27 protein-coding genes and 2 pseudogenes are annotated in these 23,378 nt (G+C 59.9%); 16 read left to right on the top strand and 13 right to left on the bottom strand.

The features are described from left to right. The first annotated feature begins 69 nt into the window (after window positions 1–69). The 6 genes from hemA (at window position 70) to AC1DRN_RS21270 (ending at window position 5,443) form a co-directional block, all read left to right on the top strand. Window positions 70–1,359 (top strand): glutamyl-tRNA reductase, encoded by a 1,290-nt coding sequence (hemA, locus tag AC1DRN_RS21295; protein ID WP_223461121.1) that lies wholly within the window; start codon window positions 70–72, stop codon window positions 1,357–1,359. Beyond that, on the top strand, window positions 1,356–2,438 hold the full coding sequence (gene prfA, locus AC1DRN_RS21290; protein WP_223461123.1) for a peptide chain release factor 1: 1,083 nt from the start codon (window positions 1,356–1,358) through the stop codon (window positions 2,436–2,438). The genes hemA and prfA overlap by 4 nt, the downstream gene beginning before the upstream one ends. Then, window positions 2,439–3,269 (top strand): peptide chain release factor N(5)-glutamine methyltransferase, encoded by an 831-nt coding sequence (gene prmC / locus AC1DRN_RS21285; RefSeq protein ID WP_223461125.1) that lies wholly within the window; start codon window positions 2,439–2,441, stop codon window positions 3,267–3,269. It begins immediately after the preceding gene. Further along, complete coding sequence (locus tag AC1DRN_RS21280) at window positions 3,263–4,018, top strand: molybdopterin-synthase adenylyltransferase MoeB (protein WP_223461127.1); 756 nt, start codon at window positions 3,263–3,265, stop codon at window positions 4,016–4,018. The genes prmC and AC1DRN_RS21280 overlap by 7 nt, the downstream gene beginning before the upstream one ends. Next, a complete protein-coding gene (gene murI, locus AC1DRN_RS21275; RefSeq protein WP_223461129.1) occupies window positions 4,011–4,802 on the top strand; it encodes a glutamate racemase in 792 nt (263 codons plus the stop codon). The genes AC1DRN_RS21280 and murI overlap by 8 nt, the downstream gene beginning before the upstream one ends. Window positions 4,803–4,924: 122 nt before the next feature. Then, complete coding sequence (locus AC1DRN_RS21270; RefSeq protein ID WP_223461131.1) at window positions 4,925–5,443, top strand: acyloxyacyl hydrolase; 519 nt, start codon at window positions 4,925–4,927, stop codon at window positions 5,441–5,443. Between the two features lie 122 nt (window positions 5,444–5,565). On the opposite strand, the gene AC1DRN_RS21265 is transcribed toward AC1DRN_RS21270, so the two are convergent. From AC1DRN_RS21265 to AC1DRN_RS21235, 7 genes and pseudogenes are all read right to left on the bottom strand, one after another. Next, on the bottom strand, window positions 5,566–5,871 hold the full coding sequence (locus tag AC1DRN_RS21265; RefSeq protein ID WP_223461133.1) for a YkgJ family cysteine cluster protein: 306 nt from the start codon (window positions 5,869–5,871) through the stop codon (window positions 5,566–5,568). A gap of 99 nt (window positions 5,872–5,970) precedes the next feature. Next, on the bottom strand, window positions 5,971–6,753 hold the full coding sequence (locus AC1DRN_RS21260; RefSeq protein WP_223461135.1) for an SDR family NAD(P)-dependent oxidoreductase: 783 nt from the start codon (window positions 6,751–6,753) through the stop codon (window positions 5,971–5,973). Next, window positions 6,750–6,848 (bottom strand): annotated as a pseudogene (locus AC1DRN_RS21255) (nuclear transport factor 2 family protein); the annotation flags it as partial. The gene AC1DRN_RS21260 and the pseudogene AC1DRN_RS21255, both read right to left, overlap by 4 nt. A 2-nt stretch (window positions 6,849–6,850) precedes the next feature. Then, on the bottom strand, window positions 6,851–8,293 hold the full coding sequence (gene phrB, locus AC1DRN_RS21250; protein WP_223461137.1) for a deoxyribodipyrimidine photo-lyase: 1,443 nt from the start codon (window positions 8,291–8,293) through the stop codon (window positions 6,851–6,853). A gap of 21 nt (window positions 8,294–8,314) precedes the next feature. Continuing rightward, complete coding sequence (locus AC1DRN_RS21245; protein ID WP_223461139.1) at window positions 8,315–9,256, bottom strand: MerR family transcriptional regulator; 942 nt, start codon at window positions 9,254–9,256, stop codon at window positions 8,315–8,317. Beyond that, window positions 9,256–9,801 (bottom strand): annotated as a pseudogene (locus tag AC1DRN_RS21240) (YbgA family protein); the annotation flags it as partial. The pseudogene AC1DRN_RS21240 and the gene AC1DRN_RS21245, both read right to left, overlap by 1 nt. Before the next feature lie 192 nt (window positions 9,802–9,993). Next, the gene (locus AC1DRN_RS21235; protein ID WP_223461142.1) at window positions 9,994–10,980 is read right to left on the bottom strand and encodes an NAD(P)/FAD-dependent oxidoreductase; all 987 of its coding nucleotides are present in this window, start codon (window positions 10,978–10,980) and stop codon (window positions 9,994–9,996) included. A gap of 196 nt (window positions 10,981–11,176) precedes the next feature. Between AC1DRN_RS21235 and AC1DRN_RS21230 the strand changes: the two genes are divergently transcribed. Next, window positions 11,177–12,079: a TIGR01777 family oxidoreductase gene (locus AC1DRN_RS21230; RefSeq protein ID WP_223461144.1), complete on the top strand. Its 903-nt coding sequence runs from the start codon at window positions 11,177–11,179 to the stop codon at window positions 12,077–12,079. A 13-nt stretch (window positions 12,080–12,092) separates the two neighbouring features. Next, window positions 12,093–13,115: a ferrochelatase gene (gene hemH / locus AC1DRN_RS21225; RefSeq protein ID WP_223461146.1), complete on the top strand. Its 1,023-nt coding sequence runs from the start codon at window positions 12,093–12,095 to the stop codon at window positions 13,113–13,115. A 112-nt stretch (window positions 13,116–13,227) separates the two neighbouring features. On the opposite strand, the gene AC1DRN_RS21220 is transcribed toward hemH, so the two are convergent. Together AC1DRN_RS21220 and upp are read right to left on the bottom strand one after the other, a co-directional pair. Beyond that, window positions 13,228–14,502 carry a uracil-xanthine permease family protein gene (locus AC1DRN_RS21220; protein ID WP_223461148.1) on the bottom strand — a complete coding sequence of 425 codons (1,275 nt, stop codon included), beginning with the start codon at window positions 14,500–14,502 and terminating at the stop codon, window positions 13,228–13,230. A 2-nt stretch (window positions 14,503–14,504) separates the two neighbouring features. Beyond that, a complete protein-coding gene (gene upp / locus AC1DRN_RS21215) occupies window positions 14,505–15,143 on the bottom strand; it encodes a uracil phosphoribosyltransferase (protein ID WP_108214877.1) in 639 nt (212 codons plus the stop codon). Between the two features lie 175 nt (window positions 15,144–15,318). Between upp and AC1DRN_RS21210 the strand changes: the two genes are divergently transcribed. The 4 genes from AC1DRN_RS21210 (at window position 15,319) to AC1DRN_RS21195 (ending at window position 17,374) form a co-directional block, all read left to right on the top strand. After that, window positions 15,319–15,876 carry a hypoxanthine-guanine phosphoribosyltransferase gene (locus AC1DRN_RS21210; protein ID WP_150728000.1) on the top strand — a complete coding sequence of 186 codons (558 nt, stop codon included), beginning with the start codon at window positions 15,319–15,321 and terminating at the stop codon, window positions 15,874–15,876. Window positions 15,877–15,879: 3 nt separating this feature from the next. Beyond that, entirely contained in the window at window positions 15,880–16,353 is a 474-nt protein-coding gene (locus AC1DRN_RS21205) for a WbuC family cupin fold metalloprotein (RefSeq protein WP_007981336.1), read from the top strand. 184 nt (window positions 16,354–16,537) lie between these two features. Next, the gene (locus AC1DRN_RS21200; protein WP_223461150.1) at window positions 16,538–17,023 is read left to right on the top strand and encodes a hypothetical protein; all 486 of its coding nucleotides are present in this window, start codon (window positions 16,538–16,540) and stop codon (window positions 17,021–17,023) included. Between the two features lie 63 nt (window positions 17,024–17,086). After that, a complete protein-coding gene (locus tag AC1DRN_RS21195) occupies window positions 17,087–17,374 on the top strand; it encodes a PA4642 family protein (RefSeq protein ID WP_223461152.1) in 288 nt (95 codons plus the stop codon). A 68-nt stretch (window positions 17,375–17,442) separates the two neighbouring features. Here AC1DRN_RS21195 and mqo read toward each other — a convergent pair whose 3' ends face one another. After that, entirely contained in the window at window positions 17,443–18,951 is a 1,509-nt protein-coding gene (gene mqo / locus AC1DRN_RS21190; RefSeq protein ID WP_223461154.1) for a malate dehydrogenase (quinone), read from the bottom strand. 737 nt (window positions 18,952–19,688) lie between these two features. Next, window positions 19,689–19,928: a hypothetical protein gene (locus tag AC1DRN_RS21185; RefSeq protein WP_223461156.1), complete on the bottom strand. Its 240-nt coding sequence runs from the start codon at window positions 19,926–19,928 to the stop codon at window positions 19,689–19,691. A gap of 205 nt (window positions 19,929–20,133) precedes the next feature. On the opposite strand from AC1DRN_RS21185, the gene AC1DRN_RS21180 reads away from it, so the two are divergent. Beyond that, a complete protein-coding gene (locus tag AC1DRN_RS21180; RefSeq protein WP_223461158.1) occupies window positions 20,134–20,718 on the top strand; it encodes a YajG family lipoprotein in 585 nt (194 codons plus the stop codon). A gap of 126 nt (window positions 20,719–20,844) precedes the next feature. Here the strand turns inward: AC1DRN_RS21180 and AC1DRN_RS21175 are convergent, their stop codons facing one another. Beyond that, entirely contained in the window at window positions 20,845–21,051 is a 207-nt protein-coding gene (locus AC1DRN_RS21175; RefSeq protein ID WP_085724026.1) for a hypothetical protein, read from the bottom strand. Between the two features lie 190 nt (window positions 21,052–21,241). Between AC1DRN_RS21175 and AC1DRN_RS21170 the strand changes: the two genes are divergently transcribed. Then, window positions 21,242–21,520 carry a hypothetical protein gene (locus AC1DRN_RS21170; RefSeq protein WP_223461160.1) on the top strand — a complete coding sequence of 93 codons (279 nt, stop codon included), beginning with the start codon at window positions 21,242–21,244 and terminating at the stop codon, window positions 21,518–21,520. Window positions 21,521–21,597: 77 nt separating this feature from the next. Here the strand turns inward: AC1DRN_RS21170 and AC1DRN_RS21165 are convergent, their stop codons facing one another. Next, a complete protein-coding gene (locus AC1DRN_RS21165) occupies window positions 21,598–22,764 on the bottom strand; it encodes a 1-acyl-sn-glycerol-3-phosphate acyltransferase (RefSeq protein WP_477786792.1) in 1,167 nt (388 codons plus the stop codon). A 139-nt stretch (window positions 22,765–22,903) separates the two neighbouring features. Between AC1DRN_RS21165 and AC1DRN_RS21160 the strand changes: the two genes are divergently transcribed. Further along, window positions 22,904–23,086, top strand: coding sequence for a CPXCG motif-containing cysteine-rich protein (locus AC1DRN_RS21160; RefSeq protein ID WP_007979317.1), 183 nt, complete (start codon window positions 22,904–22,906; stop codon window positions 23,084–23,086). 9 nt (window positions 23,087–23,095) lie between these two features. Next, window positions 23,096–23,356: a putative signal transducing protein gene (locus AC1DRN_RS21155; protein ID WP_008045983.1), complete on the top strand. Its 261-nt coding sequence runs from the start codon at window positions 23,096–23,098 to the stop codon at window positions 23,354–23,356. Window positions 23,357–23,378 lie beyond the last annotated feature (22 nt).

Raw genomic sequence — 23,378 nt, 5'->3', positions numbered from 1 at the left:
TCGAGTGGTTGTTCTGATTCCGTTGAAGTAGGACAATTACCGGCTTCACGTCACCATCAGCGACTTTGAATGGCCTTCCTTGCACTCGGTATTAACCACAAGACTGCTTCAGTAGACGTCCGCGAGCGCGTGGCTTTTACCCCTGAGCAGCTGGTTGAGGCCTTGCAGCAGCTCTGCCGACTCACCGACAGCCGCGAAGCTGCGATCCTCTCCACCTGCAATCGCAGTGAACTCTATATAGAACAGGATCACCTGTCGGCGGACATCGTGCTGCGCTGGCTGGCCGAATATCATCATTTGAGCTACGACGAGCTGCGCGAAAGCGCCTATGTGCATGAAGATGATGCGGCAGTTCGTCACATGATGCGGGTGGCTTCCGGGCTCGACTCACTGGTGTTGGGCGAACCGCAGATTCTCGGCCAGATGAAGTCGGCCTATGCCGTGGCCCGCGAGGCCGGCACCATCGGGCCGTTGCTCGGGAGGTTGTTCCAGGCCACGTTCAATGCGGCCAAACAGGTGCGCACCGACACAGCCATCGGCGAGAACCCGGTGTCGGTGGCGTTTGCCGCGGTGAGCCTGGCCAAGCAGATTTTCAGCGACCTGCAACGCAGCCAGGCCTTGCTGATCGGCGCCGGAGAGACCATCACCCTGGTCGCCCGCCATCTGCATGAACTGGGCGTAAAGCGTATCGTGGTGGCCAACCGTACCCTGGAGCGCGCCAGCATTCTGGCCGAACAGTTCGGTGCTCATGCGGTGTTGCTGTCGGATATTCCGGCGGAGCTGGTGCGCAGCGATATCGTCATCAGTTCCACTGCCAGCCAATTGCCGATTCTGGGCAAGGGTGCAGTGGAAAGCGCCTTGAAACTGCGCAAGCACAAACCGATCTTCATGGTCGATATCGCCGTTCCGCGCGACATCGAACCAGAAGTCGGCGAACTGGACGACGTTTACCTCTACAGCGTCGACGATCTCCACGAAGTGGTCGCCGAGAACCTCAAGAGCCGCCAGGGCGCAGCCCAGGCTGCCGAAGAGATGGTCTCGGTCGGCGCCGAAGACTTCATGGTCCGCCTGCGTGAATTGGCAGCGGTGGACGTGCTCAAGGCCTATCGTCAACAGAGCGAACGCCTGCGCGACGAAGAATTGCAAAAGGCCCAGCGCATGCTGGCCAACGGCACCAGCGCCGAAGAGGTGCTGGTGCAACTGGCCCGCGGGCTGACCAACAAACTGTTGCACGCACCGAGCGTGCAGTTGAAAAAGCTCTCTGCCGAAGGTCGCCTCGATGCGCTGGCGATGGCCCAGGAACTCTTTGCCCTCGGTGAGGGCTCATCGGATAGCTTTTCGGATAAAAAACCGCAATGAAAGCGTCACTGCTCAATAAGCTGGATATCCTCCAGGACCGTTTCGAGGAATTGACCGCCCTGCTGGGCGATGGCGAGGTCATTTCCGATCAGAACAAGTTCCGCACCTATTCCAAGGAGTACGCGGAAGTCGAACCGATCGTGGGCGTCTATAAAGAATTGCTGAAAGTGCAGGATGACCTCGAAGGTGCCCAGGCACTGCTCAAGGACAGCGACCCGGACATGCGTGAAATGGCCGTGGAAGAAGTCCGCGAGGCCAAGGAACGCCTGGTCACGCTCGAAGCCGACTTGCAGCGCATGCTGCTGCCCAAGGACCCGAACGACGGGCGCAACGTGTTCCTCGAAATCCGTGCCGGCACCGGCGGCGACGAGGCGGCGATTTTCTCCGGCGACCTGTTCCGCATGTATTCGCGTTACGCCGAGCGCCGTGGCTGGCGGGTGGAGATCCTCTCGGAAAACGAGGGTGAACACGGCGGCTATAAAGAGGTGATTGCCCGGGTCGAGGGCGACAACGTCTACGGCAAGCTCAAATTCGAGTCCGGTGCGCACCGCGTGCAGCGGGTTCCGGCGACCGAATCCCAAGGCCGCATCCACACGTCGGCCTGCACCGTGGCAGTATTGCCCGAACCGGACGAGCAAGAAGCGATCGAGATCAACCCGGCCGACCTGCGCGTCGATACCTATCGCTCCTCCGGCGCCGGTGGCCAGCACGTCAACAAGACCGACTCGGCGATCCGCATCACGCACTTGCCGTCCGGCATCGTGGTCGAGTGCCAGGAAGAACGTTCGCAGCACAAGAACCGCGCCCGGGCGATGTCCTGGTTGTCGGCCAAGCTGAACGATCAACAGACCTCCGCTGCGGCCAACGCCATTGCCAGTGAGCGTAAGTTGCTGGTTGGTTCCGGTGATCGCTCCGAGCGCATCCGCACCTACAATTTTGCCCAGGGCCGGGTCACCGACCACCGGGTCAACCTGACCTTGTATTCCCTCGACGAGATCCTCGCCGGCGGTGTCGAGGCGGTGATCGAGCCGTTGCTGGCCGAGTACCAGGCCGATCAACTGGCAGCGATAGGTGAGTAAATGACGATCATTGCCAGTTTGTTGCGCGCCGCCGACTTACCCGACTCGCCCACGGCGCGTCTGGATGCCGAATTGCTGCTGGCGGCGGCGTTGGGCAAGTCCCGCAGTTTCCTGCACACCTGGCCGGAGCGCATCGTGCCGAGCGAAGCGGCGCTGACGTTCGCCGAATATTTGCAACGCCGCCGCAGCGGGGAGCCAGTGGCCTATATCCTCGGCCAGCAGGGTTTCTGGAAACTGGATCTGGAAGTGGCGCCGCACACGCTGATCCCGCGCCCGGATACCGAATTGCTGGTGGAAGCCGCGCTGGAACTGTTGCCGGCCACACAGGCCAAAGTACTTGACCTTGGCACCGGCAGCGGCGCGATTGCCCTGGCCCTGGCCAGCGAATGTCCGGCCTGGAGCGTCACTGCCGTGGATCGGATTCTGGAAGCCGTGGCCCTGGCCGAACGCAATCGCCAGCGTCTGCATCTGAATAACGCCAAGGTACTGAGCAGCCATTGGTTCAGCGCCCTGGAAGGTCAGCGTTTTCAACTGATCATCAGCAATCCGCCCTACATCGCAGCGACCGATCCACATCTGGTCGAGGGCGATGTGCGCTTCGAACCGGCCAGCGCCCTGGTGGCCGGTGTCGACGGGCTCGACGATCTGCGTCTGATCGTCGCCCAGGCACCGGACCATCTCGATGCTGGCGGCTGGCTGATGCTCGAGCATGGCTATGATCAGGCCGAGGCGGTCCGCGATTTGCTGCTGACCCGCGGGTTTGAAGAAGTCCACAGCCGCACCGATCTGGGCGGTCACCAACGCATCAGTCTGGGGCGCCTGCCGTGCTGAATGATCAGGAATTGCTGCGTTACAGCCGGCAGATTCTGCTGCAACACATCGATATCGACGGCCAGTTGCGGCTCAAGGAGAGCCGCGTATTGATCGTCGGTCTTGGCGGCCTTGGCGCGCCAGTGGCGTTGTACCTCGCGGCGGCAGGTGTGGGTGAGTTGCACTTGGCGGACTTCGATACAGTCGACCTGACCAACCTGCAACGCCAGATCATTCACGACACCGACAGCGTCGGCATGACCAAGGTCGATTCGGCGCTCAAGCGCCTGAGCGCGATCAATCCTGAAATTCAACTGATCGCCCATCGTGTGGCACTGGATGAAGATTCCCTGGCCGCCGTGGTGGCAGGCGTGGATCTGGTCCTCGATTGCTCTGACAATTTTTCCACCCGTGAAGCGGTCAATGCCGCGTGCGTGGCGGCCGGCAAACCGCTGGTCAGCGGCGCGGCGATTCGCCTCGAAGGGCAATTGTCGGTGTTCGATCCACGCCGGCCGGAGAGTCCGTGCTACCACTGTTTATACGGGCACGGCAGCGAAGCCGAACTGACGTGCAGCGAGGCCGGCGTGGTCGGGCCGTTGGTGGGGCTGGTCGGCAGTCTGCAAGCGCTCGAAGCACTGAAGTTACTGGCCGGATTCGGTGAGCCACTGGTGGGGCGCCTGCTGTTGATCGACGCCTTGGGCACGCGTTTTCGCGAGCTGCGGGTCAAGCGCGATCCGGGCTGCAGCGTCTGTGGGTCGAAACATGCGTGAAGCGCCGATTGGCGTGTTCGACTCCGGTGTCGGCGGGCTCTCGGTACTGGCCGAGATCCAGCGTTTGTTGCCCAATGAGACGCTGATGTACGTCGCTGACTGCGGGAATATTCCCTACGGCGAGAAAACCCCGGAATTTATCCGGCAGCGTTGCAGCGTGATGGCCGACTTCTTTCAGCAGCAGGGTGCCAAGGCCCTGGTGCTGGCCTGCAACACGGCGACGGTGGCCGGTGTCGCCGATTTGCGTCGCGACTATCCCGAATGGCCCATTGTCGGCATGGAGCCGGCAGTCAAACCCGCCGCCGCCGCAACCCGCTCTGGCGTGGTGGGGGTGCTGGCCACCACCGGTACCTTGCAGAGCGCCAAGTTCGCCGCATTGCTCGACCGCTTCGCCACGGACGTGAAAGTGATCACCCAGCCGTGTCCCGGGCTGGTGGAGCTGATTGAAAATGGTGATCTGCGTAGCCCCGAGCTGCGTCAGCTGCTGGCCGGGTATGTCGAACCACTGCTGGCCGCCGGCGCGGACACCCTGATTCTCGGCTGCACCCATTATCCCTTTCTCAAACCGATGCTTCGGCAAATGATTCCCGAGGACATCAGCCTCATCGACACCGGCGCCGCCGTCGCGCGCCAGCTTCAGCGGCTGCTGGCCGAAGGCGAGCTGCTCGCCGATGGGCCAGCCCGTGAGGCGCAGTTCTGGACCAGTGCCGATCCGCTTCATTTCAGAAATATCTTGCCGATACTGTGGAATACGGCTGGCATTGTGCGAAGCTTCAACAGGTAAGAAAGTCCCGGGGAATCAAACGAAAAATTGGGGTGAGCTTCTGATAAATCGCCGATTTCCATAGCTTTTCAGGGCGAGCAACAAAAAAACCATACGAAATTGTTCGGAAAAGGAAGTTTCTAATGAAGCGACTATTCTGCTTGGCCGCGATTGCGGCCGCACTAATGGGGCACACTTTTACCGCTCAGGCGGCAGGTGTGGAGTTCGCGGTTGGTGAGACCAGCGATTCGACCATGACGTATCGACTGGGCATGCAGTTCGATTGGGACCAGAGTTGGTGGCAGAGTGACGTCGGTCGCGTGACCGGTTACTGGAGCGGCGCCTACACCTACTGGGAAGGCGACAAGACCTCCAGCACCAACAGCCTGTCGTTCTCCCCGGTATTCGTTTACGAATTTTCCGGCCAGAACGTCAAACCGTACGTTGAAGCGGGCATTGGCGTAGCGGTGTTCTCCAATACCCGACTCGAAGACAACAACATCGGCAGTGCTTTCCAGTTTGAAGACCGGTTCGGTTTTGGCCTGCGCTTCAATGGCGGCCACGAAGTCGGGATCCGCGCGACGCACTATTCCAACGCCGGGCTCGCCAGTTCCAACGACGGTGTGGAAAGCTATTCGCTGCATTACACGTTGCCGTTGTAATTGCATCCCCCTGTAGGAGCGAGCCTGCTCGCGATGACGGTGTGTCAGTTGCCAGCTTGGTTGGCTGATAATCCGCAATCGCGAGCAGGCTCGCTCCTACAGTAGCTGTGTTGTTTTTCAGTTCAGCGATACGCCGTCGAAATCCCCTGGCGTTCGTCGATGCACTCCGGCGCACCCATCTCGAACTCCCGGCAGATCAGCGGGCGTTTTTCGTAGATGGTGCACATCATCGTGTTGCGATCCAGTGCGGCACACCAGCCGTCGTCCAGGCGCAGCATGACTTCCCCGCCCCAATCATCGGTATCGATGAACCGTTCAGGCACACCCGTATCGGTGATCAGCATGACTTCGAGCTGGCAGCAGCAGGCTGCGCAGGTCGAGCAGGTGACTGCGGGTTCCGCGATTTGCGTATGGGGGATGGTTATCATGGCGCGCAGTGTAAGGCAGTCGCCGGGTGCTGTGTGAAAGGTCGGACGGACGCTCAAGTATCGGAACGTCCGCGATACCGCTGCCGATGATGGCGCTTTTCACGGTTGATCCTTGCTCGGTGGCTGGCTGCGCACCATGGGTTTGCCGATCTCGAGTTTCACTTGGTCCGGCCGTCTGGAGAGCGGCCAGAGGGCGGCCATGAACGCTGCCGGGAAAGCGATCTCCAGCGGACGGTCCTTGAATTTTTCGAAGATGTGCCGTGCGGCTTTCTCCACCGGCCAGCTCAAGGGCATGGAAAACTCGTTTTCCTCCTTCAGCGGCGTTCCGACAAACCCAGGGTTGATCACCGTGAGTTCTATGCCTTCGGGGGCCAGGTCGATGCGCAGGGATTCTAACAGGTAACGCAGCCCGACCTTTGAGGTGCCATAGGCTTCTGCCTTGGGCAGCGGCAGGTAAGTCACCGTACTGGCCATGGCGACTATATGCGGTGCGGTGCCGGCCCGCAGCAAAGGCAGGGCGGCGTCGATGCAATAACTGCTGGCCAACAGGTTGGTACGCACCACGTGCTCGACAATCGACGCATCGAACTGCTTGGCATCCACGTACTCGCAGGTGCCGGCGTTGAGTATCACGGTGTCCAGCGAGCCCCAGTCCTCGGCAATCCGCTCGCCGATCTCGCGGACGGTCTGGCTGTTGGTCAGGTCTCCGGCGACCACCAGCACCTGTCCCGGATAACGTAGCGACAAGACTTTGAGCGGTCCCAGCGTGCGAGAACTCACGGCCAGGTACGCACCGGTTTTCAGGATTTCTTCGGCCAGGGCGGCACCGATGCCGCTGCTGGCACCCGTCAGCCAGTATCGTCGTGCGAGTGTCCGACTCATCCCAATCTCCTTTTCAGTTGGGTAATTGCCCGGCCCAATACGGGTAAGTGTTCATAATGCAAAGCCCCGGCATCGAAGTGATCCCGGTGGCGGTAATTCATGACCCAGCGGCGGCGTATTGCCGCGAGGGCAGGTTTTTGAACGCCGTCAACGCGCGCGCACGGGAAGTACTCAAGTCGACGATTGGTGAGGGGTAATCCACAACACCGAAAAGACCGCCGAGATTGGAAGGGTTGTGCACGTCTTTTTTATTCAACCCGGCCAGTTGCGGCAGCCATTGCTTGATGAACACGCCCTCGGGGTCGAATTTTTCCGACTGGCTCAGCGGGTTGAAAATCCGGAAGTAGGGCGCCGAGTCGGTGCCGGTGGAGGAACTCCACTGCCAGCCGCCATTGTTCGCCGCCAGGTCGCCATCAATCAGGTGACGCATGAAAAAGCGTTCGCCTTCACGCCAGTCGATCAGCAGGTTTTTGGTCAAAAACATCGCCACCACCATGCGCAGGCGGTTGTGCATCCAGCCGGTAGACAGCAATTGGCGCATGGCGGCGTCGATGATCGGCAAGCCGGTTCGCGCCTGTTGCCAGGCGGCGAGTTCTTCAGGGGCGTTGCGCCAGGCCAGCGCTTCGGTTTCCGGACGAAACGCGCGGTGTCGGCCAACCCGTGGGTAGCCCACCAGGATGTGTTTGTAGAACTCGCGCCACAGCAGTTCGTTGATCCAGGTGACGGCGCCGGTCTTGCCGCTTTCGAACTCACCCTGATTGCTGTTCAAGGCGGCGTGCAGGCATTGGCGAGGAGAGATCACCCCGGCGGCGAGATAGGCCGAGAGCTGACTGGTACCGGGCTTCGCCGGGAAATCCCGTTCGCTTTGATAGTGCTCGATCTGCATATCGCTAAAGCTGTCGAGGCGATGCCGGGCTTCGGTTTCGCCCGCCGGCCACAGGTTGCGCAGGTTCTCATCGGGCGTTGCGAAGCCGTCGACACTCACGGGGACCGCATCGCTGGCAATGTTCAGCGGCGCTTGTTTGTGCGGTGCGCGGACCAGGCTGGGCAGTGAGTGGTGCAGTCGTTCGTAGCAGACTTTGCGGAACTGGCTGAAGACCTGAAAGTAAGTGCCGGTCCGGGTCAGTACGCTCCCTGGCTTGAACAGCAATTGATCGAGGTAGCGATGAACTTCGATGCCTTCGGCCTTTAGCGTCTGGGTGACGGCTGCATCGCGACGGGATTCGTGGATGCCGTACTCTTCGTTGAGGTACACAGCGTCGATCTGCAACTGTCGGCACAGGTTCAGCAATACGCTGGGGGTGTCATCCCAGCGAGGTGCCCGGCGGACCAGCAGGGGAATGTTCAGTTGACCCAGTTCGCGGCTCAACTCGCGCAGGTTACGCAGCCAGAAGTCCACTTTGCAGGGCGCATCGTCGTGCTCCAGCCATTGTTCCGGGCTCAGCAGAAACACCGCCACGCACGGGCCGCTAGCCGCGGCAGCCGAGAGGGCGGTGTTGTCATGCAGGCGCAAGTCGCTGCGCAGCCAGATCAATTGCATGTGGGTGTCCACTCGATCCATTTAAATCAGCCCGCGCTGAACGAGTGCCTGATGTGCCGACAGCGGGTCTTCGGCCAGGTACAAGTCAGCGATCTCGGCAGTACTTGCGGACAACTCGGTGTGGTGGATGCATACCGTTGGTCCGGCAATCATTTTTGGGCAACTGATGCCTTTGAAAAGTTTCGGCAGCTGCGCCAGATTCAGGGCTTTGCTTGAGTACAGCAGAACCCCACGGGGTTGCAGAAGTTCGACCGCCAATGTCAGTTCGCCGACAGGCAGCGGCCAGTCGAAGACCTCCACCGGGCAATCCGCGCTGCTGATCAGCCAGGCCGTTAGCCAAAGGTGTGGCTCCATGGGCAGGTCCGAGTGGTTGACCAGCAGTAGCGGCGCAGTGCGCAACTGACGATTGTTGTGGTAGATGCGCGCACCGAACTTGCTGCGCAGCCAGGCACAAAAAAAGCCCCGCTCCATCTGCGCCCCGAACTGGCCTTGCCAGTGTTGCTCCAGAGCAGCCAGCAAGGGCATCAGCAATTGCTCGCACAGGGTTCGCGGCGGATACAGCGCCATCGCCTGATTGACGCTGTCATCCAGGGTACGTTCCTGCAATCGGCTGACCGCCTGCAGCAACGTTTGCAGCAACGCGTACCAATCGTTATCGACGGAAACACTGAAGGCTTGCGGTGTGTCGAGCAATGGCTTGACCTGGCTGACGGCAACGCCACGGTTGAGCCAGGTGAGGATGGTCTGGATGCGTTGTACGTGGTCGGCCGAGAACAACCGATGGCCCTTGGGCGTGCGCAGCGGCACGATCAGACCGTAGCGCCGTTCCCAGGCGCGCAAGGTCACGGCATTGACCCCGGTTTGCCGCGCCACTTCACGGATCGGCAGCCAGCCTTCGTCCAGTGCCTTTTGAAAGTCATCGCCGAGGTCTTCGCGGGCGCTGGTGTCGAGTGCTTTTTTCATCAGATGGCGTTTCGCAGGCTGAGGTTTTCCGGGTGCGGTTGCAGGTAAACCTGCTGTGCGATGTACGGATCGGGGTGTTGGCGAAAGTGATGTTTGAGCAGCGTCAGCGGCACCACCAGCGGCACGATGCCCAGGCGGTACTGGTTGATCACGTGCTGCACTTCCTGCTTGTCTTCGCCGCTGATGGCCTGTTTCAGGTAGCCACTGAGGTGTTGCAGGACGTTGGTGTGAGTGCGGCGGGTGGCGCATTTTTTCAGCGCAACCATCAGTTCGCTGAAATAGCGTGGGCCGAGTTCCTGCGGATCGGTATGGCTCATGTTGCCCAGTAGGCGGCCCAGGGTTTTGTATTGCACCGGGTTGTGGGCCATCAGCAGGTACTTGTAGCGCGAGTGAAAGTCCGTGAGACCGCGACGGGTCAAGCCTTCCTGGCACAACTGCTGCCAGGCGCCATAGGCGAACATGCGGGTGAGGAAGTTTTCCCGCAGCGCCGGATCGTTGAGCCGGCCGTCTTCCTCCACCGGCAAGTCCGGGTGCAGCAGGCAGGCGCTGATGGCGATTTTCGGTTTGGCGGGGGCGTGGGGCATCGGAGCACCTCGAATCTGAACCTGTACAAACATTCGAGTCTGTACAAGATAACTTCATCATAGATTCGAAGTTGTACAAGTCAAATTTTATGTACAGGTTTTCTGACGACTGCTGCCAAGGCGACAGCAGCGATTTGCTCGGATTGATGCTCTTTACTGCAGGTGTTCATGCAAGCGGCGGGCGGCTTCCTGACCGCTGAGCCAGGCCCCTTCGACGCGTCCGGAAAGGCACCAGTCGCCACAGGCGTACAGCCCCAGGTCGGCATCGGCCAGGGTGCCCCATTCGTGACTGCTGGCGGGGCGGGCGTAAAGCCAGCGGTGGGCGAGGCTGAAGGTCGGTGCGGGCATGGAATCGTGCAGCAGTTCGGCGAAGGCGCCATGCAGTTGTTCGATCACGGCTTCCTTGGACAGATCAATGTGCTGGCGACTCCAGGCGCTGGTGGCGTGCAGCACCCAGGTGTCGAGGGTGTTGTCGCGTCCGGGTTTGCTGCGGTTGCGGGCCAGCCAGTCGAGTGGGCTGTCCTGGACGAAGCAGCCTTCCATGGGCGTTTCCAGCGGCGTTTCGAAGGCCAGGGCGATGGCCCAGGTCGGGTCCATTTTCACCCCGGCGGCGGCACCCGCGAGTTTCGGCGTTGTTGCCAGCAGAGCCGTGGCCTGTGGGGCCGGCGTGGCGATGACCACGTGGCTGAACGGTCCGTGGGTGAAACCCTCGGCGTCCTGTAGGTGCCAGTGCTCTTCACCGCGATAGACCTCGGTGATACGGCAGGCGAAATGCACTTCAAGGTCACCGAGCAGGGCGCGGGTGATGGCACTCATATGCGGCGTGCCGACCCAGCGGGTCTGCTCGTCCGGCGACAGGTTAAGCTGGCCGCCATGATAGGTGTACAGCTGCGGCGTCCATTCAGCGACCCAACCCTTGGCTTGCCAGCGCTGGACTTCGGTGACAAAGCGCCGGTCACGGGCGGTGAAATACTGCGCGCCCATGTCCAGCGCTCCCGCATCGCTGCGCTTGCTCGACATGCGCCCGCCACTGCCGCGGCTTTTATCGAATAATTGAACCACATGCCCGAGGTCAGTCAGAGCCTGGGCGGCGGAGAGTCCGGCGATGCCGGTGCCAATGATTGCGATAGGTACAGTCATAGGGGCCTCGTTTACCTTTCTGTACAGACTACGCCGGGGTTCAAACCTGTACAATATTGTTTATTGGTATAACTTTTAGCGTTCTTGTTCTGACAGCTTGGCCTATTGTTAAACATAGAGCCTGCTCGATACCAAAGATCCCTGCTTATAAAAATAGACTAATGGACAGGGTAAAACGCCACGCGAGGAAGAAGTCATGCACATATTGCTGACCGGCGGTACTGGTTTGATAGGACGTCAACTTTGCCGGCACTGGTCGGCTCAGGGATATCGCCTGACAGTCTGGAGTCGTCAGCCTGGAAAAGTCGCGAAAATATGTGGTGCCCAAGTGCGTGGAATTGCCCGGTTGGGGGATCTGGGGCAGGAGCCGGTGGATGCGATCGTCAATCTGGCCGGAGCGCCGATTGCCGACCGACTCTGGACGCACAAGCGTAAAGCCTTGTTGTGGAGCAGCCGCATCACCCTCACCGAAACCTTGCTGGCGTGGCTCGAAAGTCGCGAGCATAAACCCCGGGTCTTGATTTCCGGTTCGGCTGTCGGCTGGTATGGCGACGGCGGCGAGCGTGAACTGACCGAGGATTCGGGGCCGGTCAGTGAAGACTTCGCCAGCCAGTTATGCATCGCCTGGGAGGAGACTGCACAGCGGGCCGAAGCGATGGGCATTCGCGTCATTCACATCCGTACCGGGTTGGTGCTGTCGGCGGAGGGCGGCTTTTTGTCGCGGCTGTTACTGCCGTTCAAACTGGGTCTGGGAGGGCCGATCGGCAACGGCCGGCAGTGGATGCCGTGGATTCATATCGACGATCAAATCGCCCTCATTGATTTTCTTCTGCATCGCAACGAGGCCAGCGGTCCCTATAATGCGTGCGCGCCCAAACCGGTGCGCAACCGCGAGTTTGCCAAGGCGTTGGGCGACGTGCTGCATCGCCCGGCGTTCATGCCGATGCCGGCCTTCGCATTGAGGGTTGGGTTGGGCGAGTTGTCCTTGCTGTTGCTGGGCGGCCAGCGCGCCACCCCGGTGCGATTGTTACAGGCTGGTTTCACTTTTCAGTTCACGGAATTGCGCGCGGCTCTGGACGATCTGTCCGGTCGCCTTTGAAATAGGACGTTGCATGACCGATCACGCGTTGCTTCTGGTCAACCTGGGTTCACCTGCCTCCACCTCGGTGGCGGATGTGCGCAGCTACCTCAATCAATTTCTGATGGACCCGTACGTGATCGACCTGCCATGGCCGGTTCGACGCTTGCTGGTATCGCTGATCCTGATCAAGCGTCCCGAGCAGTCGGCTCATGCTTATGCCTCGATCTGGTGGGACGAGGGCTCGCCGCTGGTGGTACTCAGTCGTCGTCTGCAACAAGCCATGACTGACCAGTGGCACCACGGCCCGGTCGAACTGGCCATGCGTTACGGCGAGCCTTCGATCGAATCGACACTGGTTCGCATGGTTGCCGCGGGGCACAAGCGAATCACGCTGGCGCCGCTATATCCACAGTTCGCTGACAGCACCACCACCACGGTCATCGCGGAAGCCAAACGCGTGGTGTGCGAGAAAAACCTCGACGTACAGCTGTCGGTGCTGCAACCGTTCTACGACCAACCGGAATACCTCGATGCGCTGGTGGCCACGACCAGGTCCTACCTGGAGCAGGATTTCGATCATTTGCTGATGAGCTTTCACGGCTTGCCGGAACGGCATCTGAAGAAGCTCAACCCCGGTCACAGCTTCGAGGGTGGCGGTGATTGCTGCGCCGGGGCGCCGCCGGAGGTGGTCGCCACCTGTTATCGCGGCCAATGCCTGCGCACGGCGGCAGAGGTCGCCAAGCGTTTGGGGCTGCCGGAGGGCAAGTGGTCGGTGTCGTTCCAGTCGCGTCTGGGGCGGGCCAAATGGATCGAACCCTACACCGAAGCGCGTCTCGATGAGTTGGCCAAAAGCGGCGTGAAAAAGATTCTGGTGATGTGCCCGGCGTTCGTTGCCGATTGCATCGAGACACTGGAGGAGATTGGTGATCGCGGCAAGGAGCAATTCCGCGCTGCAGGGGGAGAGGAGTTGGTGCTGGTGCCGTGCCTAAACGATGATCCGCACTGGGCGCGGGCGTTGAGTGCGTTGTGCGAAAGGGCACCGTTGGCGCTTTAAAGCATCGCGAGCAGGCTCGCTCCCACATTTTGATTTGTGTTGTTCACAAATCTCCTGTGGGAGCGAGCCTGCTCGCGAAAGCTATTTCATTAACAACAAAGCTCTTGAAGCATTACAGCAGCGGCTCATGCGCTTTCTTGTGCTTCCAGCTGTCATTTCCCGGCAGGATCAGGTTCAAGCCAATCGCCACCACTGCGCACAGCGCGATGCCCTTGAGGCCGAAATCGTCCGGCCCGGTGCCGGTGCCGATCAGCACGCCGCCGATCCCGAACACCAGGGTCACCGAAACAATCACCAGATTGCGCGCCTCGGCCAGATCGATCTTGTGGCGGATCAGTGTGTTCATCCCCACCGCCGCAATCGAACCGAACAACAGGCAGAGAATCCCGCCCATCACCGGTACCGGAATGCTTTGCAACAGTGCACCGAACTTGCCGATGAACGCCAGGCTGATGGCGAAGATCGCCGCCCAGGTCATGATTTTCGGGTTGTAGTTCTTGGTCAGCATGACTGCGCCGGTCACTTCGGCGTAGGTGGTGTTGGGCGGGCCGCCGAACAGACCTGCCGCCGTGGTGGCAATGCCGTCGCCGAGCAGGGTACGGTGCAGGCCAGGCTTCTTCAGGTAATCGCGACCGGTCACGCTGCCCACGGCAATCACGCCGCCGATGTGTTCGATGGCCGGGGCGAGGGCCACCGGAACGATGAACAGAATCGCCTGCCAGTTGAATTCCGGCGCGGTGAAGTTCGGGATGGCGAACCATGGTGCCGCTGCAATCTTCGCGGTATCGACCACGCCGAAATAGAACGCCATGGCAAAACCGACCAGCACGCCAGAGATGATCGGCACCAGGCGGAAGATGCCCTTGCCGAAAACCGCGACGATCAGCGTAGTCAGCAGTGCGGGCATCGAGATCATCATCGCCGTCTGGTAATGAATCAATTCACTGCCGTCGCCGGCCTTGCCCATGGCCATGTTGGCGGCAATCGGCGCCATGGCCAGGCCAATCGAGATGATCACCGGTCCGATCACTACCGGCGGTAGCAGGCGGTCGATGAAACCGGTGCCTTTGATCTTCACCGCGAGGCCGAGGAAGGTATAGACGAAACCCGCCGCCATCACACCGCCCATGGTCGCGGCGAGGCCGAATTGGCCCTTGGCGAGAATGATCGGGGTGATGAAGGCAAAGCTCGATGCCAGGAACACCGGCACCTGACGCCCGGTGACGATCTGGAACAGGATCGTCCCCAGGCCGGCCGTGAACAGCGCCACGTTCGGGTCAAGGCCGGTGATCAGCGGCATCAACACCAGGGCGCCGAAGGCCACGAACAGCATCTGTGCGCCGGACAGCACCGTGCGCCAGAGCGGATCGTTGAACTCTTGCTGCATGCTCACGCGTCCTTCTGCTTGGTGCCGAAGATCTTGTCACCGGCATCGCCAAGCCCTGGGATGATGTAGCCGTGTTCGTTCAGTTTTTGATCAATGGAAGCGGTGTAGATGATCACGTCCGGGTGAGCTTTCTCTACGGCGGCGATGCCTTCTGGCGCGGCGACCAGCACCATGGCGCGGATGTCCTTGCAGCCGGCTTTTTTCAGCAGGTCGATGGTGGCAACCATCGAGCCGCCGGTGGCGAGCATCGGGTCGATGATCATGGCCAGGCGTTCGTCGATTTCCGGTACCAGTTTTTCCAGATAGGTGTGGGCTTCGAGGGTTTCCTCGTTACGGGCCACGCCGACGGCGCTGACTTTGGCGCCCGGGATCAGGCTGAGTACGCCTTCGAGCATGCCGATGCCGGCACGCAGGATTGGCACCACGGTGATTTTCTTGCCGGCGATTTTTTCGACCGATACGGTGCCGCACCAGCCTTCGATATCGTAGGATTCCAGCGGCAGGTCTTTGGTGGCTTCATAGGTCAGCAGGGCGCCGACTTCCTGAGCGAGCTCACGGAAATTCTTCGTGCTGATGTCTGCACGGCGCATAAGGCCAAGTTTATGGCGGATCAGCGGGTGGCGGATCTCATGAATGGGCATTGGGAAAGGCTCCGGCGGCGGGCAAAAAAACCGGTCTAGATTAATCTATCCGAGGGTGTTGTCCTATAGACATACAGTACGTTAGTCCACAAAGGCTTGATCTGGCCTCGCTTGATGCGTACCTTTGCCCGCTTTTCCGAATCCGTCCCTCCCCTCAAACCCCCTGGAGAGCGCCATGTCCGCTGATCTCGAGCATATCCGTCAAATCATGCGAGAGGCTGACTGCCTGTACACCGAAGCTGAAGTCGAGGCGGCCATCGCCCGCGTCGGTGCACAAATCAACGAACAAATGGCCGACAGCAACCCGGTGGTGTTCTGCGTGATGAACGGCGGGCTGATTTTCTCCGGCAAGCTGCTCACCTACCTGCACTTCCCGCTGGAAGCGTCCTACCTGCACGCCACCCGCTATCGCAACGAAACCAGCGGCGGTGACCTGTTCTGGAAAGCCAAGCCGGAAGTGTCCTTCATCGACCGTGATGTGCTGATCATCGACGACATCCTCGACGAAGGTCACACCCTGGGCGCGATCATCGACTTCTGCAAACACGCTGGCGCACGTAAAGTGCACACCGCCGTGCTGATCGACAAAGACCACGACCGCAAGGCCCGTCCGGACCTCAAGGCCGATTTCGTCGGTCTGCCGTGCATCGATCGCTACATCTTCGGTTACGGTATGGACTACAAAGGCTACTGGCGTAACGCCAACGGGATTTTCGCCGTTAAAGGAATGTAAGACATGGATACGCCTCGCTTTCTGGATCAGACCTTGTTCGCCGAGCTGGCCGGGAAAGCTGCGGCCAATCCTCGGGGGCGTCAGCATCACAACTTCCATCAGATGGAAGACGCATGCCATCGCATGGCGGTGGGGTTGCAGCCGTCCACGTATATCCCGCCTCACCGGCATTTGGGCGACAACAAGGCCGAAACCCTGTTGGTCCTCAAGGGCCGGCTGGGCGTGTTGATCTTCGATGAGACCGGTACGGTGCTGAGCAAGACCGTGCTTCAGGCCGGTGGCGATTGTGTTGGTGTGGACCTGCCAACCGGTGTGTTCCACGGTTTGGTGGTGCTGGAGGCCGACAGCCTGATGTTCGAATGCAAGGCCGGCCCTTACCGTCCGGTCGGTGAAGGTGAGCTGGCGCATTGGGCGCCGCGCGAAGGCGAGCCCGGCGTTGCCGAGTATCAGGCCTGGATGCGCGCGCAGTTCGATTGATCCCTACCCTGTGGGAGCGAGCTTGCTCGCGATGGCTATGTCACTGACACATTAATGCTGGATGTGCCGACGTCATCGTCGGAACGCCGCCCGGAGCAAGCTCGCTCCCACAGTGGTTTCTGTGCACTTGAACCACTTCCTTCAGCCCATGGTAAAGTGCCCGGCCTCGATTCCGGAACCTGTCATGAGCCATTTGATCCGCAGCTGCGCCGCCCTGTTGCTGACCCTCAGCCTGCCCCTGGCCGCCGCGCCGGCGCCCATGCACAGTCAATTCCTGCCGCCGGACGATCTCACGCTGCGCGATGCCGATCCCGAACAGCAGCAACTGATGCAAGTCACCGATTATTCGGTGGTAGTCGGTGCCCAGCGTCAATCCAATCAACAGCCGATTCCGGTCACGTCGCCTTTAATGATTCGTCTCAAGGGCAAATCCCTGAACAAGGGCGCCACCATCAGCCAGGTGCTGGTGAACTTCGATGGTGAAAGCAAAAGCCTGAAGAAGCCGGTCTACGACGACAAGAGCAAAACCCTGACCCTCTATTACCCGCTCGCTCAATACCGCGTGGTGATCGATTTGCTGCGCAACGACACGGTGTATTGTCAGTTTCTCAGCTACGCCAATGGTCATGTCTGGGCCGATCTGCACACCGGCAGCACTCGTCCGCGTTGAGCCCTGTGCCTGCGCAGGGGTAAACTGCCCGCCCTGTGTAATGTCTGCGAGCTGGAGTCGGCAATGCGTAAAGATAAAAAACAAGTGATTGGTGACGAGATCGGCGATGAGCAGATCAAGTTGTTCCTCGATTTCGAACCGGTCGACGCGACTTCTCCGTCCCTGCACAAACTGGTCAAGGCCTATCGTGGCCTGCGCATTGACGATTTCGAGCGTTTCCTGACGTTCTTCGTCGAAGCGGGTTACGAGCTGAATGGCAAGGATGAGCACGGCAATGACTTCGTTGCCCTGATCAAGGATCAGCGCAATGCGCAGGATTACATCGAGCTGATTGAAAAAGCTCGCGGTTAACGATCTTTTAAAGGCATAAAAAAACGCCCCGTTCTCAGTGAGAACGGGGCGTTTTTCATAAGGCCGAATCAAGCGTAGCTTTCGGTCTCGCTRCTGGCTTCAACCAGTTCCAGGGCAACGTTGTTCTGCGTGTTGATCTTGCGATACAGCGCAGCGTCGGTTTCCAGAACCTTTTCCCGGGCCGGGAAGATTTCAGCCAGTTTGGTGGCCCATTCGCCCTTGGCTTTGCCCGGGAAGCATTTTTCGATCAGCTCAAGCATGATCGAAACGGTCACCGAGGCACCTGGCGAAGCGCCGAGCAGTGCCGCCAGGGAACCGTCCTTGGCCGCGACCAGTTCGGTACCGAATTGCAGGATGCCGCCTTTTTTCGGGTCTTTCTTGATGATTTGCACCCGTTGGCCGGCCACTTCCAGGCGCCAGTCTTCGGCTTTCGCTTGCGGGTAGAAGCGACGCAGGGATTCCAGGCGCTGCTCCATCGACTGCATCACTTCGCTGACCAGGTACTTGGTCAGGTCCATGTTGTTTTTTGCCACGGACAGCATCGGACCGATGTTGCCGGCACGAACCGACATCGGCAGGTCCATGAAGGAGCCGTGCTTGAGGAACTTGGTGGTGAAGCCGGCGTATGGTCCGAACAGCAGGGACTTCTTGCCTTCGACCACGCGGGTGTCCAGGTGCGGCACGGACATTGGCGGCGAACCCACGGCAGCCTGGCTGTAGACCTTGGCCTGGTGGTGCTTGACCACTTCCGGGTTGTCGCAACGCAGCCACTGGCCGCTGATCGGGAAGCCGCCGAAGCCTTTGCTCTCTTCGATACCAGAGGCTTGCAGCAGCGGCAGTGCCGCGCCGCCAGCGCCGAGGAAGACGAATTTGGCATCGACTTCACGGGTGTTGCCGCTGTTGACGTCCTTGATGCTGACGGTCCAGCCACCGTTGCTACGCTTGAGGCCGGTCACGCGCTTGCAGTACTTGACCTGTGCATCGGGTGCGCTGGTCAGGTGCTTGAGCAACTGGTTGGTCAGGGCGCCGAAGTTGACGTCGGTGCCATTGATCACGCGGGTCGCGGCGAGGGTTTCGCCAGGATCGCGGCCAGGCATCATCAGCGGCATCCACTCGGCCATTTTGGCCTTGTCTTCGGTGTATTCCATGTCGGCGAAGGCGTGGTGCTTGCTCAGCACCTTGAAGCGTTCCTTGAGGAAGGACACGCCGCTGTCGCCCTGCACGAAACTCAGGTGTGGCACCGGGCTGATAAACGATTTGCACGAGCCGAACGTGCCTTTTTTGGTCAGGTACGACCAGAACTGCTTCGACACCTCGAACTGGGTGTTGATGTGCACGGCTTTCTTGATGTCGACGGTGCCATCGGCGGCCTGCGGCGTGTAGTTGAGCTCACACAGCCCGGCGTGACCGGTACCGGCGTTGTTCCACGGGTTGGAACTCTCCGCGGCACCGGAATCCATCAGCTCGACGACTTCCAGCTTGATCGCGGGGTCGAGCTCTTTGAGCAGTACTGCAAGGGTGGCACTCATGATGCCGGCCCCAACCAGTACTACGTCGACTGCTTCGTTATGCGCCATTTAACGCGTCTCCAAAATCTGCAGCACCAAATTGTCGGCATGGCTGCCAGGAGTGACGGGGCGTGTCAGTGTTGCCCCAGGTACCCATGGCAGGATCGCCATGTCCGAATCTTCGCAATTTATCGCAACTTCGACGGACGCTACCTGCCGGGCCCATGAGCCATATGAACTCATTTCGACGCGCGGGAGGCAATTCGACTTATGGTCGATACATCCGTTTGTGCAACCAAATCCGTAGCGGACAGGCTTCAGGCTCCGGTGTTCGAGGAATACTCGGTCCTGTGTCGTTGGGCTGTTGTAGACGCTAATGGTGCATGTTCAGACGCAAAACTATTCATTTGCTCGCCACACTCTTGTGAAGTTGTGAAAACCCGTTTTTTTCACGCTCTTTTGAAGACGTGAACCTCAAAAAGGGCTGTCCCAGCCTGGCACCGTGCCCGGATGGATTGCCGCCATGGGATACAGGGCAGGCAAAACGGGCAAACAGCTCAGTGACCGAGCGTAATGACAGCTCTGCAGATTCGCGAAAAGTGGAGGTTTTGCTCAACAAAACAGCAAGCGCGCCAGCTTCACTCGATCTGTGTGGGCGGCTCTCTGTGGGCGGTGCGGGGTGTCAATGCAAGCGCATTGACGATGCTGCGAGGCCCGATCAGGAGACGTCCTTATAATCGGGGGGAGATTGTATCTAAGAAACGCAGGGAAATGGTCGTGTTTAATGACTTTTATTAGGTGTTTGGTCAGGTCGTCATCATTTGCTGTGCACGCGAGCGTGGTTGTAGCTGCTGCGAAACGACCCGGGCGCCGGCAGGCAGCGGTTGATCCAGCCAGTTCAGGCGGATCTCTTCGATTTCAACCCAGCCATCGCCCATGGGCTGGAGGCTGCACTGTTTGAAGGCCTGGCAGTGGCCATTGCGGTCGAGCAGGGCGAAGCAGCGATGCAGTGGGCGTGGCGCGAACAGAGAGATCAGGTGGCGCATGCTGGAGTACCTTGTGGGGTGGCTACGGTGAAAATAGCCCACTAGCCGTTACGTGCAAGTGTATGGGCGATGACAGATATGTGACATGAACTGCTTTCCCAAGGGTTTGTCAGAGATTTCATCAAACACTGTGAGGTGCTGGTTCCCCGCAGTGGCGCACCGCTATACTGCGGGCCTGTTTGTGCCTGATTCTGGAGAGAAGAGCATGTTGCAACGCCTGTTGTTCGGTTTGATCACTGTGACCAGTTTGACGCTGGTTGGCTGCGCCCACAGCCCGCAACAACTGAGCCCGGAACCCAAGCTGACCGCCCAGTTGGCCCCGGTCGGCCATGGCCAGCCCGTCGTGGTGCGTGTAGTGGACGGTCGCCCGTCGCCGACGCTGGGCACCCGTGGTGGCCTGTACCCGGAGACCAGCGCGATCACTGTGCAGGGCGCGCAGATCCTGCCGAAGCTGCAGGCCCAGGCTGAAGCCGCCGTGCGTCTGTTGGGCTTTACCCCGACGAACAATGCCATGAATGCACCGCAACTGACCGTGACCCTGGTGGAGTTGAAGTACCAGTCGCCCAAGGAAGGCATGTACGTGACCGAAGCCACCATCGGCGCGACCTTCCGCTCCGATGTGCAGAACGCCAACCGTCGCTACAGCGGCCGTTATGGTTCGTCCCTGGACCAGCGCTTCGGTATGGCGCCGAACCAGGAAACCAACACCAAGCTGGTCAGCGATGTGCTCAGTGATGCATTGACCCGCCTGTTCAAGGACCCGACCGTGGGGCAGATTCTCGGCGAATAATGCGAGCCCCCTTGTAGGAGCGAGCCTGCTCGCGATGGACTTGAGGACGCCGCGGGGTATCAGATTCCCCGCGTAATCGTTAACGACCATCGCGAGCAGGCTCGCTCCTACAGGGGGGCGTTGGTGTCAGGCGGCTTGTGAGTAAAAGTCCAGCACGCTCACGCCGGTAAGCAGATCCGTTTCCGGCAAATCCGCGTGTTGATGCCCGCCCAGGGCGCAATACACCAGCCAATGGCGGTCCTGAACATTGAAGGCGAGGCTGCCGACGAGGGCTTGTTGTTCTTCGCTGGGGGTGATGAGGTAAAGGCGATCCTGGTTTTCGGCGTGGAGCATGACGTGGTCCTTGTCGGTTTCGAGGCGCGCATGGTCGCCGATACAGATGACGAAGCCGTGACTCAGGACAACCATTGATCAATTGCCTCGTTATTTGTCGGAAACAGAGGGCAGGCGCGCAGGCTTTCGGTAGAATCCGCGCCGCGGTCGCCGGTCCGGCACCTGCCACCTGTTTGACTTGAGGTTTGTGATGTCGCTGCACTTGATGACGCTGTTTACCGCCCATCCCGCCAAATTGATCAATCTGCTGGCCTTGCTCTTTGCCTTTCCGGGCGGCTGGTTGCTGCACGCTACCCGTCGTCGTGAAATGCGCGCGATGGCCAGCCTTCAGGCACAGCGCCAGAGCAGCCCCAACGTAGAGCCCACGCTGGACTGGGCGACCTTGCGCAAGAACCGTTTTTTCTACATCTTCGGTTTTGCCTGCATGGGGATGGCGCTGCTGGTTTCCTGGATCAGTACTCAGGTCTGAGCCTTTTCAAAGTAAAAGATCTTGATTTAAAAAGAACGGCGCCCGAAGGCGCCGTTCTCGTATCCAGCCGAAACCGCTTACAGCGGCAACCCTGCCTTCACCCGGTACTGATTGCGCACCGGCGTCGCATATTGCAGCACCAGGAACGGACGATGCTCTTCAGGGCAGGCGTCCAGGCGGCGTTGCCATTCTTCCTGGGCCTTGGCGAGTTCCTCGGCCGGGAACACTTCGGCGGCTTTTGGTACCTGCAACTGCGGATCGGCGTCTTTCCACTGTGCGTACGCCAGGTAGTGCACCGGGAACAAGCGATAGCCGCTGAGGATTTGCTTGTCCGTCTCGACCGCCAACTGCTTGGTGCCTTCGAACAGTTCGGTGATCGGCGCGGCAAAGTTCACATGCACCCGACCCTTGTAGCCGGTGATGCCCTTGGCGATGCTCACGTCATCCTCGCCCGGCGCCTTGGTGTAGCTGCCGGTGGTAGCGCGGATGTAAAGCTCGCGGGCCTTGGCCTGATCGCACGGGTCGTATTCGTAGCTGATCGACACCGGGGTCAGGTTCAGCGACTGGATGACTTCGCCGAACGGTTCGTCCTTACGGCTCATGTGGAACATCTTGAGGATCRCCGATTCGGTACGATCGTCACCGTCCTTGGCGCGGCCTTCGGCCTGGGCGATCCAGATCGAGGCGCAATCGTTGCGGATCGAATGGTTGATGTACGCCGACAACAGTTGATAAGCCGCCATTTTCTCCCGGCGACCGCTGATCGAGCGGTGCACGATGAAGCTCTTGTTCAGGCGCATCAGGTCGCTGACGAAAGGCTTTTGCAGCAGGTTGTCGCCAATGGCGATGCGCGGAGTCGGCAGGCCGGCGTGGTACACGGCATAGTTGACGAAGGCCGGGTCCATCACGATATCGCGGTGGTTGGCGATAAACAGGTAGGCGCTGCCGGACTTGAATTGCTCCACCCCGGTATAGGTGACGCCGTCGGTGGCGCGCTCAATGGTGTGGTCGACGTAAACCTCGACTTTGTCCTGTAATGTGGCCACGGAGTTAATGCCGGCAAACTCACGGCGCAGCCGATGGGCTATAAGAGGTTTGAGTGCCCAGCCTAAAGCGCCGGCGAAACGCGGGAAGCGGAAGTGGGTGAGGATATCTAGAAACGCCTTGTCGCCGAGCAGTCGTGCCAGCACTGCCGGGACTTCGCTGTCGTCGTAAGGTCGGATGGCATCGAATTCGCCCATCATGCTCTCTTGTTAGAAACGGCTAGGGTAAGTAAAGGTTTTGATTGAAAACCGGCGGGGTGCGGTCTGAAAAAGTAGCCAGACAAAAATAGCCCTGCAAATAGACCGGCGATTATACGCACAAGTCACCTGGGAGACCGCGATGCTGGAAACTGCGCAATATGAATGTCCGTATTGTGGTGAGGAAGTCGAGACGACGCTGGATTTGTCCGGTGGCGATCAGACCTATATTGAAGACTGTCAGGTGTGCTGCCGGCCGATAACCTTCGTGTTGCAGGTTCATGAAGATGAATGGCATCTCGAAGTGTTCAGCGAAAACGAGTGAGGAGCGTGTATGCAGCGCATCTACGACCCGGAGAACCTGATGGAAGGCGAGTTGCTGCAAGGCATGCTCGCCAGCGAGGGCATCGAGGCGCACCTGGTGGGCCGTGATTTGCTCGGGGGCAGCGGCGAGTTGCCGATCTATGGCTTGCTGGGGCTGTCGGTCGAGAACGATCAGGCTGCATACGCCCGCGAGCTGATCACCGCGTACAATGCCGCGCTGCCGCTGTCCGGCGATGAACCGGACAGCTTTCCCGGCACGCTGGTCTGTTAGGCTGGCGTTCGTTTGATCAAGA

Source organism: Pseudomonas sp. P5_B3, assembly GCF_056400405.1.
This window is presented reverse-complemented; position numbering and strand designations above follow the sequence as displayed.

Bases quoted from the DNA above. Each gene is read 5' to 3' on its own strand.
- hemA (WP_223461121.1), top strand. From the start codon at position 70: ATGGCCTTCCTTGCACTCGGTATTAACCACAAGACTGCTTCAGTAGAC.
- prfA (WP_223461123.1), top strand. From the start codon at position 1,356: ATGAAAGCGTCACTGCTCAATAAGCTGGATATCCTCCAGGACCGTTTC.
- prmC (WP_223461125.1), top strand. From the start codon at position 2,439: ATGACGATCATTGCCAGTTTGTTGCGCGCCGCCGACTTACCCGACTCG.
- murI (WP_223461129.1), top strand. From the start codon at position 4,011: ATGCGTGAAGCGCCGATTGGCGTGTTCGACTCCGGTGTCGGCGGGCTC.
- AC1DRN_RS21270 (WP_223461131.1), top strand. From the start codon at position 4,925: ATGAAGCGACTATTCTGCTTGGCCGCGATTGCGGCCGCACTAATGGGG.
- AC1DRN_RS21265 (WP_223461133.1), bottom strand. From the start codon at position 5,871: ATGATAACCATCCCCCATACGCAAATCGCGGAACCCGCAGTCACCTGC.
- AC1DRN_RS21260 (WP_223461135.1), bottom strand. From the start codon at position 6,753: ATGAGTCGGACACTCGCACGACGATACTGGCTGACGGGTGCCAGCAGC.
- phrB (WP_223461137.1), bottom strand. From the start codon at position 8,293: ATGCAATTGATCTGGCTGCGCAGCGACTTGCGCCTGCATGACAACACC.
- AC1DRN_RS21245 (WP_223461139.1), bottom strand. From the start codon at position 9,256: ATGAAAAAAGCACTCGACACCAGCGCCCGCGAAGACCTCGGCGATGAC.
- AC1DRN_RS21235 (WP_223461142.1), bottom strand. From the start codon at position 10,980: ATGACTGTACCTATCGCAATCATTGGCACCGGCATCGCCGGACTCTCC.
- AC1DRN_RS21230 (WP_223461144.1), top strand. From the start codon at position 11,177: ATGCACATATTGCTGACCGGCGGTACTGGTTTGATAGGACGTCAACTT.
- hemH (WP_223461146.1), top strand. From the start codon at position 12,093: ATGACCGATCACGCGTTGCTTCTGGTCAACCTGGGTTCACCTGCCTCC.
- AC1DRN_RS21220 (WP_223461148.1), bottom strand. From the start codon at position 14,502: ATGCAGCAAGAGTTCAACGATCCGCTCTGGCGCACGGTGCTGTCCGGC.
- upp (WP_108214877.1), bottom strand. From the start codon at position 15,143: ATGCCCATTCATGAGATCCGCCACCCGCTGATCCGCCATAAACTTGGC.
- AC1DRN_RS21210 (WP_150728000.1), top strand. From the start codon at position 15,319: ATGTCCGCTGATCTCGAGCATATCCGTCAAATCATGCGAGAGGCTGAC.
- AC1DRN_RS21205 (WP_007981336.1), top strand. From the start codon at position 15,880: ATGGATACGCCTCGCTTTCTGGATCAGACCTTGTTCGCCGAGCTGGCC.
- AC1DRN_RS21200 (WP_223461150.1), top strand. From the start codon at position 16,538: ATGAGCCATTTGATCCGCAGCTGCGCCGCCCTGTTGCTGACCCTCAGC.
- AC1DRN_RS21195 (WP_223461152.1), top strand. From the start codon at position 17,087: ATGCGTAAAGATAAAAAACAAGTGATTGGTGACGAGATCGGCGATGAG.
- AC1DRN_RS21185 (WP_223461156.1), bottom strand. From the start codon at position 19,928: ATGCGCCACCTGATCTCTCTGTTCGCGCCACGCCCACTGCATCGCTGC.
- AC1DRN_RS21180 (WP_223461158.1), top strand. From the start codon at position 20,134: ATGTTGCAACGCCTGTTGTTCGGTTTGATCACTGTGACCAGTTTGACG.
- AC1DRN_RS21175 (WP_085724026.1), bottom strand. From the start codon at position 21,051: ATGCTCCACGCCGAAAACCAGGATCGCCTTTACCTCATCACCCCCAGC.
- AC1DRN_RS21170 (WP_223461160.1), top strand. From the start codon at position 21,242: ATGTCGCTGCACTTGATGACGCTGTTTACCGCCCATCCCGCCAAATTG.
- AC1DRN_RS21160 (WP_007979317.1), top strand. From the start codon at position 22,904: ATGCTGGAAACTGCGCAATATGAATGTCCGTATTGTGGTGAGGAAGTC.
- AC1DRN_RS21155 (WP_008045983.1), top strand. From the start codon at position 23,096: ATGCAGCGCATCTACGACCCGGAGAACCTGATGGAAGGCGAGTTGCTG.